This is a genomic window from Calditrichota bacterium, from assembly GCA_016867835.1.
Classification (GTDB): Bacteria; Electryoneota; AABM5-125-24; order Hatepunaeales; family Hatepunaeaceae; genus VGIQ01.
Genome location: VGIQ01000204.1, coordinates 1 through 2,212, shown reverse-complemented (window position 1 = coordinate 2,212; position 2,212 = coordinate 1). Strand labels below are relative to the sequence as shown.

At 53.3% G+C, this 2,212-nt stretch carries 2 protein-coding genes; both read right to left on the bottom strand.

Annotation, left to right across the window (positions count from 1 at the left end):
* Positions 1 to 1,572, bottom strand: a 1,572-nt coding sequence (locus FJY67_12130) for a hypothetical protein (GenBank protein ID MBM3330192.1), incomplete at its 3' end; no start/stop codon positions are given.
* Between the two features lie 59 nt (positions 1,573 to 1,631).
* A complete protein-coding gene (locus FJY67_12125; protein ID MBM3330191.1) occupies positions 1,632 to 2,027 on the bottom strand; it encodes a hypothetical protein in 396 nt (131 codons plus the stop codon).
* Positions 2,028 to 2,212 lie beyond the last annotated feature (185 nt).

Genomic DNA, 2,212 nt, shown 5'->3' with positions numbered 1-2,212 from the left:
ATAGCCGCCGGCCCGGTCGAACACGTAGGACCGGATTCCAATCCGGTCATCCCCTGCCACTTCCTCCCACCTCACCGCCGCGGAGTCGTAAATCATCCACTCATACCGCAGGTTCTCCAAGTCCCCAATATAGGCGACGGAGTCGAGGGAGAAGTCAATCTCGCTGTTACGCTGGACGGAGAGGGATAGGGTGTCGGGGGTGTGGGAGGCGATGAGCAGGTCGCGGACATGGACGAGCCAAGCCCTCGACGTCCTCAATTCACCATCTGAAACGATACAAATGATGGTATCTTGACCGCGATTTGGAAAGTCAATAGTAACCGAGGAGTCCGCTCGAATGAAATCTCCATTGCGCAACCATGAATAGCGAATCGAATCACCTTGAGCATCGATAGCGCGAACCATAAATGCTAACTCGCTTCCTGAGAGTACCGTCAGAGGATTCCGTCTTGGCTGCCAGTCAATAATTCGGGGTGGGGAGTGATCCGGAGTGATCTTGATTATCACACCGCTTACCCGATTGGAGTCATCTACGGCGCCACCAGACACCAATGCTGCGCCATCATCCGATAGTATTACAGACGAATAAGTCCCTTGAGCCCGGGGCGGCGTTCCATGTCGATCCCAACGGAGCCAGGAAGTCTCACCGGCCGGGTTAGTGCGCAGGATCCACGGTGACCAATAGCGAACAGTGAATATGCCGCCGTCTTCAGCCAAAGTCAGCGCGTGAGCAATAGTAATTCCATTCTGTGGAAACAACTGTTCATATGTATGCTGCCACTCCAGATTCAGATCAGCGTTGATTCGCACCAGCATCGGCGTGATATATCGTCCTCCATCCATGCTCATCCCACCGCTCAATACATAACCACCTTCAGGATACCTTACAATCGCCCAGAAAGAGCCTTGATACTCTCGCTCCCAAACTTGATCGCCTTCCTCATCAACCTTGAACAGCCAAGGACCTCCGCACATGAGATAGCCACCTTCTTCTTCACGAATCGATGTCACGCGAGTCCTATAAGTTTGGTCCCAGATCACCTCGCCATCGTCCTGGCGAAGCATGGCGTAGTAGCCAACACCGCCATCCCTGTCGGAGTTGTCGCCGCAAACGAGAAGATTACCAGACTTGGTTTCAATGATGGCATAACAACGTCCAGACTGTTCGGAATAGTATTGGCTCCACGACAAGTTGCGATCACTATCGACCTTGATGACATGAAATCGGCCAATATCTCCCAATAGTCCGCCTTGTCCGGCAATTGCCCAACCGCCATCGTCGCATTGGATAAGACTCCAAGGCCAGTACTGACGTTCACCTTCCTCAGGTCTGTAGGTCGATTCGAAGAGCCGTTGGCCATCGGGATCGGCTACCATTAGCCATATCATCTGAGAGCGAAGTGAATCGACCCAAGTTGCATATCCACACAATGCGAGATTTCCATCACGTTGTTGGAAAACGTCCGTGAAGGCGTTGCTCTGATTGGTTACCCGATAGTAGCGAATCCACTCGTTGCGAGGTTGTGCCGATACCACCGCAGGATTCTTCAGGTGTATTAGCGGAAGAATCAAACCAAGTGCGCACAGGATGGATGGCGACGACCCGCGACGGAGTATGTTCAGACCCAACCTCACTGGGGAGGAACCAGCTGCATCAGAAGATGGCGGCCCGAAGTGGAATAATAGACCGTCACAGGATTTTCCCAGGTCTCAGGCAGAGCATGGCCTTGAGGTGCTTGAAGGAGTTCGGCAAACCAATGGGTTGAGGTTGAATGCGCGGGTTGGGTTTCAATCTGTGCCTTGCCATCGGCACCAGTTTCACCTTGAACGAAGTCCCAGTCATCATCTCCGATGCCAAACTTTACGAACACCCCGATCAGAATACCCGCAACCGGCTCGTTGCTGTTGATATCCCGACATTCCACTGTATATACCTCTTGCGCCCTCGCTCCTGTCGGCGCGGCGAAGAGGCTAATGAGGGCGAATAGCGTGAGGAGCGCGCAGGAGAGAGAGTTGCTTCGAGCCATTGTCATTCCTTAAGTATGAGGGTTGACGTTGAGCCCGGGCTATTGCAGCCCGAGCCGTAGCCCGAGCCGTAGCCCGAGCCGTAGCCCGAGGCAAGGTTTTTACAAAATACGGCTGCAAGTGGAAGTTGTCAAGGGATTTTGCGAGCTCGCTCAAAAATAGTTTGCCCGCAGATACGAGCCATTCC

Bases quoted from the DNA above. Each gene is read 5' to 3' on its own strand.
- FJY67_12125 (MBM3330191.1), bottom strand. From the start codon at position 2,027: ATGGCTCGAAGCAACTCTCTCTCCTGCGCGCTCCTCACGCTATTCGCC.